Origin of the sequence: Phaeodactylibacter luteus (genome assembly GCF_007993045.1) — a bacterium.
In the GTDB taxonomy this organism is placed as follows: Bacteria; Bacteroidota; Bacteroidia; order Chitinophagales; family Saprospiraceae; genus Phaeodactylibacter; species Phaeodactylibacter luteus.
The window spans coordinates 1-6,957 of the sequence record NZ_VOOR01000094.1; the positions used below are offsets into that span (position 1 = coordinate 1).

7 protein-coding genes and 1 pseudogene are annotated in these 6,957 nt (G+C 51.7%); 3 read left to right on the forward strand and 5 right to left on the reverse strand.

Annotated elements, in window-relative coordinates:
* From FRY97_RS21220 to FRY97_RS21230, 3 genes are all read left to right on the forward strand, one after another.
* Positions 1–1,116 (forward strand): tRNA-queuosine alpha-mannosyltransferase domain-containing protein (locus FRY97_RS21220; protein WP_246141880.1); only part of this gene is annotated, 1,116 nt, incomplete at its 5' end.
* An 81-nt stretch (positions 1,117–1,197) separates the two neighbouring features.
* Positions 1,198–2,007, forward strand: coding sequence for an alpha/beta fold hydrolase (locus tag FRY97_RS21225; protein WP_147169635.1), 810 nt, complete (start codon positions 1,198–1,200; stop codon positions 2,005–2,007).
* The gene (locus FRY97_RS21230) at positions 2,007–2,696 is read left to right on the forward strand and encodes a PrsW family intramembrane metalloprotease (protein WP_147169636.1); all 690 of its coding nucleotides are present in this window, start codon (positions 2,007–2,009) and stop codon (positions 2,694–2,696) included. The genes FRY97_RS21225 and FRY97_RS21230 overlap by 1 nt, the downstream gene beginning before the upstream one ends.
* A 227-nt stretch (positions 2,697–2,923) precedes the next feature.
* Here FRY97_RS21230 and FRY97_RS21235 read toward each other — a convergent pair whose 3' ends face one another.
* The 5 genes and pseudogenes from FRY97_RS21235 to FRY97_RS22520 form a co-directional block, all read right to left on the reverse strand.
* Positions 2,924–3,799, reverse strand: coding sequence for a hypothetical protein (locus FRY97_RS21235; protein ID WP_147169637.1), 876 nt, complete (start codon positions 3,797–3,799; stop codon positions 2,924–2,926).
* Complete coding sequence (locus FRY97_RS21240; protein WP_147169638.1) at positions 3,796–4,419, reverse strand: RNA polymerase sigma factor; 624 nt, start codon at positions 4,417–4,419, stop codon at positions 3,796–3,798. Before FRY97_RS21240 ends, FRY97_RS21235 begins: the two co-directional genes overlap by 4 nt.
* 224 nt (positions 4,420–4,643) lie before the next feature.
* Complete coding sequence (locus FRY97_RS21245) at positions 4,644–5,114, reverse strand: GNAT family N-acetyltransferase (RefSeq protein ID WP_147169639.1); 471 nt, start codon at positions 5,112–5,114, stop codon at positions 4,644–4,646.
* 450 nt (positions 5,115–5,564) lie between these two features.
* A complete protein-coding gene (locus tag FRY97_RS21250; RefSeq protein ID WP_147169640.1) occupies positions 5,565–6,401 on the reverse strand; it encodes an Rpn family recombination-promoting nuclease/putative transposase in 837 nt (278 codons plus the stop codon).
* Positions 6,402–6,678: 277 nt separating this feature from the next.
* Positions 6,679–6,957, reverse strand: a pseudogene (locus tag FRY97_RS22520) (hypothetical protein); the annotation flags it as partial.

Consider the following 6,957-nt stretch of genomic DNA (forward strand, 5'->3'; position numbering starts at 1 on the left):
GGCCCGATTATGAAAATTTTTGTTTTTGAACCTTTCTTTAGCGGCAGCCATGCACAATGGGCCAAAGGGCTGCAAGCCCATAGCCGGCATGATGTGCGCTTATTTACCCTGCCTGGCCGGCATTGGAAGTGGCGCATGTTTGGCGCTGCCCCTGAGCTGGCCCGTCAGCTCCGCGCCACTGGCGAGCAGCCGGACCTTGTCCTTGCTTCCGATATGCTCGACCTCGCAGGCTTCCTTGGCCATCTTCATGGCTACCTGCGCCCCGATTGCCCGGTTGCCCTCTACTTTCACGAAAACCAGCTCACCTACCCTTGGTCGCCAACAGATACAGACGTGGGCCATAAACGAGACCGCCACTACGCTTACCTCAACTACACCTCCGCTTTAGCTGCCGACCACATTTTCTTCAACTCTGCTTACCATCAGTCGTCTTTTTTAGGCGCTCTGCCTGCCTTCCTCAAGGCTTTCCCGGATACGCGCGGGCTCGATCAGGTAGCGCTCATCGCGCAAAAATCTACCGTCCTGCCCCTTGGGCTCGATCTGAAACGGCTGGGCCAGCCCCCGCCGCCCAAGGAGGGGGCAGCAACCCTGCTTTGGAACCACCGCTGGGAGTACGACAAAAACCCGGAAGGCTTCTTTGAACTGGCCCGGCAGCTCGACCGCATGGGGCTAGATTTCCAGTTGATCGTCCTGGGGCAAGCCTACCCCAAATCCCCTGCTGCTTTTGCAGAAGCCCGTACCTCGCTTTCCCACCGTATACGGCATTGGGGGTACGCCGATTCCATCTCGGCTTATGCCAAACTACTATGGCAGGCCGACCTCCTGCCTGTCACAGGCTTCCAAGACTTTTTCGGGGGCAGTGTCGTGGAGGCCATGTACTGCAATTGCCACCCCATCCTCCCCAACCGGCTCGCGTACCCGGAGCACTTGCCTCCCGGCAAAGAAGCATGGCTGTACGACAGCCCGGAAGCGCTCCTCTCTAAAACGGTGGATGCCATACACCACCTGCCAAGGCTGCGCCGTGATGCCAGCTGCCAAGATTTTGTAGCCCGGTATGATTGGAGTATTTTAGCCGAGCGCTATGATGCGGCTTTTGAAGCCTGTTCCACATCTTAGGGCTGCACGCTTTTGCAGCGGCCCTTCACCGCCTTGGCAGCGTGGTTTTCCAAAATGGCCTAACACACACACCACTAGTTTATGAAATGGATTGAATTTAAAGGCAAGAAACTGGCGTACGAAAGCGAGGGCAAAGGCACTCCGGTCGTACTGCTGCATGGCTTCTGTGAAGACAGCAGCATGTGGGACGAATTCCGGGCGGACCTCCTCGAAGAGGCATTCCGGGTCATCCGGATCGACCTGCCGGGCTTCGGGCAGTCCGAAGTCGTGGCGGGCGTCAGCATAGAAGACATGGCCATGGGGGTCCACGAGGTCTTGCACGCGCTTGATGCCGGCCCGGTAGTACTGATCGGGCATTCTATGGGCGGATATGTAGGATTGGCATTCGCTCGCCTCTACCCGGGCATGCTGAGCGGGCTTGGCCTGTTCCATTCCCACCCCTACGCTGATGATGAGGAGAAGAAAGCGAACCGTCAGCGCAGCATCGATTTCATTGGCCGGCAGGGGCATATCCTTTTTGTGAAACAGCTCATCCCTACTTTGTTTGCACCCGGCTACCCCCGCAGCAATGCCTTCCTTTTGGAGAAGCTCATTTACCGGGCCTCTAAGCTGGACAGTACCGGTATCGTGGAAGCACAAAAAGCGATGATGGCCCGGGCAGACGAGGCCGAGACCCTCCGCAGCCTGCAAGTACCGGTGCTCTTCATCATTGGCAAGGAGGACAACGCTATCCCTGCCGATAAGAACATGAGCCAAGTGCATCTTCCACAGCTCGCTTCCATTCACATCCTAGAAAAAGCTGGCCATATGGGCATGTTCGAAGCCCGGAAAGCCACACAGCGCTTTGTCCGCAAATTTGTAGGGTTCTGTAAGGAAAAACAAAGCGTTTAATGGAGCTCAGGACAGTGCTTCTGCTGCTGGCAGCACTGGCGCCCGGGGTGCTCATCTGCTGGTATATCTACCAGATGGACAAGTATGAAAAGGAGGCCCCTCTGCCGCTTGTCCTTTCTGCCACATTGGGCGCTGTAGTGACGTACCCGGTCCTGAAACTGGAAACCTGGGCTACGGAAGTGGAGCTTCACAGCAATGCTTCCCTGATCGCTACCCTCTTCTCTTCCTTTATCGTGGTCTCCCTTACAGAGGAGCTCATTAAGTTCCTGGCCCTGATCGCTTACCCTTACCGCTCCCGCTTTTTCAACGAGCCTATGGATGGTATTGTATACAGCATCATGATTGGGATGGGCTTTGCTACCGCTGAAAACCTGCTCTACGCTTTTCAGTACGGAATGGAAACGACTATCCTCCGCGCATTCACAGCGGTGCCGGCTCATGCAGCCTTTGCCGTAATGATGGGGTATTTTGCCGGGCAGGCCAAGTTTGCCGAGCGCCCTGTACGCCGCCGCAACAGTTTGCTCCTCATGTTCTTAGTGCCTTGGGGGGTACACGGCGTATACGATTTTTTCATTTTGCAGCAGGCTTATGAGAACCTCGTCATCTTGGCGCTAGTGGTGCTGGGCATCAGTTTGCTGCTTTCTTGGGAGCTGCTGACCGAGCAGCAAGACAATTCCCCCTTCAAGTAGAGAGCCCATTTGCTTGAGCACAGGCCAGATGGCCGCTTTTTGAGGGGCCTGCCCCTGCCCAATGGGCAGGCGCCGCTATGCTCCGGGGCTCGCTATCCGCTCGGCCCTGTCGGGCTTATCACCCCTGCGCAGCGCTAGGCCGGTCCCATCATGGGGCTAAGGCCTGCTGTATTTGGGGGTACGCCCTTTTGCTTTACGTGCCAATACGGCGCACCTGCCATCCCATATCACTCCCTCCAAAGCCCTAGAAGCTGTGCTGCCTCCTCCTGATAAGTGTGGTAGTGCTCTGGCGCGGCCATCTGCAGCAATATAGGCCGGGCACTGCCCTTCCCCTGAGCAAGCAGGCAAAGGGCGAGGTACCACTCCGCCCGGTCTTTGGTAATGCCCGGGCTGATGGGCAGTAGCGTTTGGAATGCCCGTTCTGCTTCAGCATACTGCCCATTCTGGAATAAGGCATGGCCTAAGACATCGAGGGCCTCCGCGGAATCAGATGTAGAAGACAAGGCGATGGCCTCTTGCAGTGCTCCCCTGTTCAGGGCTTGTACGGCAAGGCTCATTGCCGTAGTATCGGCCTCTTTCTGTCCCGCCTTGAGAGACAAAGACAAATGGGAAGGTAGGCGGTACGCATCCAAAACATAGTGTAGGGCGATCGGACGGGCAGGGGAGGAAACAATAGGGCTGGGCTCCCTAGGGGCTTGCGCTGGCGGCTGGCTGGGCTTAGGTGCTGACGGTAAGGCGGGGCTTTGCGGCTCTTCTACCTGTGGGGCAGCAGGTGCATCGGGCACACTTTCCGGCTGCCTGAGCAGTAAGTATACAGCGGCCCCCCCAAGCAATAGAAAAGGGAACACCCAAGCCCAATTGCGGCGGGAGTGGGCTGAAGGGGGCTGCTCAGGAGAAGCTTGAAAGCCCGCAAGTAGGCTGCGCAGTTCGGTTTCCACCAAAAGTTCGCCTACCTCCTCCTCGAGGCGCTGAAAGCGAAGGGCTTCCCGCAGTGCCTCATCAGTGGCCAGGTCTTGCTCAAACCGTTTGTGCTCCTGCTCGCTCAGTTCGTGCTGCAGATAAGCCCGTACCCGTTCATGACGCTGTTCATCCGCTGTCATCATTGCAATAACTTTTTCCAGGCAGGGTTGGCCTCTAGGAAAGCCTCCAGCCTTTTGGTACACCGGTACCGTTCTTTTTTAGCTAGGGCAGCACTGCTGAAGCCCATTTTCTCTGCAATCTCAGCAAAGGAATCTCCCAAGCTCCGAAAATAATAAATGAGCTTGCAGCGGTCACCTACCTGCCCGGCCAGCTCCATCAGCTGCCCCACCTTCTCCCTGCTCAACAACAACTGCTCGATATCTAGATCGGCAGGCGGCTCTGCCCGTTCTGCAGGGGCCGTCAGGATGGGCTTTTTTTTCCGCTTCTTGTTGTACCAGCTTTGCTCCATGATGCGGTGGATGTAAGTATCGAGCTGGCTATCCCCTTTAAAGTAGCCCCGCCTCAGCGCGCGGTCTGTGGCTACGAGCACGTCCTGCAGGTGGTCTTCCGCATCCTCAACAGTCCCTCCTTGTTTCAGGACGAATGCACGCACCCGCCCGGGCCAGTCCCGGTTATAGAACAGTTGTGCCATAGCTGCGCCCCTTTCCTGAGCACCGCCATGTTGAAGGGCGGTGATGATGCGCTCATCATCCCAACCTGTCGAAGGGTTAGTGTTTTTTCCTGTTGAAGAGTACCCAGCCATGCAGCATTTTATAAAAGGAGCGTAACCCCCTCAGGTCTTTAGCCTGAGGGATGTAAGCGATAAATGTTGTATGTTCCCACTGTCAGGTATAAGACATTAAAACATCGTAAGGGGCTTGCGAGTACACGGGTGGAGCGACAGTAAGACTTCTGACTTCTTAGGAAGCGGTAAGCAAGTTGCTGTGAAACCTGAAGCCCATTTGTCTCTAGCAAATGGGTAGTTCACTAGACTTGATGCCCCAAATGTAGCTTAAAACCCTCATGTGTAGCCCGGAAACCCAACTGCTCGTAAAAGCGGATGGCCTCAGGGCGCTGTTTGTCGGAGGTAAGCTGCACGACATGCGCCCCCCGCTGCCTAGCCCGGGCAACCGCCCAAGCCATCAGCTGCCGGCCCAGGCCTCTGTTCCTAAAACTGCTGTGTATGCGCACAGATTCGATTTGGGCGCGCAGCCCGCCCTGGTAATTGAGGTAGCGCAGAAAAGTAAGCTGCAGCGTGCCCACGAGCCGCCCGGCCTTGTCTTCTGCGACCACCAATTCCTGATTGGGGTCGGCATCAATTTCCCGGAATGCCTCTTGATAAGGGGCTGGCAAGGGCAACCGGTAATCTTCCCTCCACTGCCCCAGTTTATCATTGGCCAGCAGCTCAATGAGGGCTGGCAGGTCGGCTGCTTTTGCTTTTCGGAAATATAAGTCCATGACGTTATTCGGTTTGGCGATGAGCAGCAGCGTCCCGCAAGGCGCTATGGCTCATAGGTTGTGTGCCCGGAATGGGCTCTCCCCCCCTATAAAGATAGCGAGTTTTTTAAGTGGTGCAAGTCCACTGTCAGCGGGCTGGCAAAGCTGCCTGGCAAACCGCAAGGGCGCGTGAGGCGGCTCCGGGCCTCACTGCAAATATTGGTACGGGCGTACAGGAACGGTATGTTGGAGCTCATTTTTTGTTTTTCTTTATGACACACAACGGTTTGGCTACGTGCTGTGCCGGACTCTAAATTTACCATTTTCGTCCCATTTCACCAATACTAGCGCAGGCAGCAAAAGACCGAATTGGCGCAGCCTGGCTTTTGCTGCCTGCGCGGGTTATTCAATCTCCATTTTCCTCTCGAAGATTTTTACCGGCATGGCATGTGGCCTGTGTTCTGCGCATTTTTAGAGTTCCTCGATTTCTTTTTTACTCAATCCTGTTGATTTCACTATCATATCAATTGTTATTCCATTCTTCTTTAGTTCTCTTGCAATTTCTAAAGTCCTTTCCTCTTTACCTTCTTCTCGTGAGGTATCTACAACATTTTTGATATCTCGGTAATATTTCAAACTCTCCTCATATGCCACTCTCTCTTCAGCTGTAAATTTCGCTATTTCTGCAGTATCAAATAATTTTCGGAATATCCGGTCTTGCAATTGTTGAGGTCTATCTTGTAATTCTGATAAATGACGAAATACATATAACCACTTTTCGAAATGATCCTCTAACTCTTCTTGTGTTTTTTTAAATTTTGGAAGTTCAATGTAGATGAATTTCAACTTATCGTAAAACACCTCACACCTTTGATTTTTGAGTTCAATCAAATGGAGCAATTCATCTTCATTCTTATGATCATCAAATATAAAATCGAGTATTCCTACGGTATATACTGGATCTTGCTTGAAATCCCAATCCCCTTTCTTGGCTTGTTCCTGAATCGGAAAAGAAGAATAGTAAATACTTCTGTCTTTGAAATAATTTTGCTTCGCTTTTTGTACTTCAACAATGAACCTCTCTCCTGAATTACCTATACAATACAGATCAAATATTGCTTTTCTATCTAATACAGCTTGCCCTAACTGTTCATTTCTTGAGTAATTCAAATCCTTAATCTGGTGCCTTTCCGGTAGTATCTGGTTTAAAAAATCAATTAACAAGTCTTTGTTGGGCTCAGTCCCAAAAAGTTTCTTGAACCCAAAATCGGTCAATGGGTTTATATATCTACCAGTCAAATTACTCATTATCAATTACTTATTTTCGTTTGAACTTATCAGGCTGTACAAAAATAACCAATTTCACAGAGATTTGGTTTCTATCGACAGGTTAAAACAATTTGATTTAAAACTTAAATGGTATAACTGAATTTCCATTCTTACGCAGAACTACGGTTTGCATATGGCTTGTGGCGGTTTCGAAGCACTTTCCTGTCCACCGAAACCAAAGTTGACTACGGAGCGAAAACCTTGCTGGCAGCCGTTCACCCGCCATAAGCTATATGCGTTGTTGTACCACGTTTTTTTATTCTGTTTTATATTGTTTTCCAACGTTTTCGGGGTTTTTCAAGTCAATCCAAAATATATCGGTCGGCTCATCTGATTCCATTTGTCCGTTTTGATTTTTGTCCTTTTTAGCAAATACATACATAAAGTCATTTGCTGAATCATATTCTGAACTCATAACAGAATATTCCTTAGGAATGAGGGCTTTTTTATTTAGTCCGTTTATGTCGAAATGATAAAACCTTCTCAAGTCCTTTGCATTAATAAATCCGTCTTTATTTGAATCTTCATCATAAAC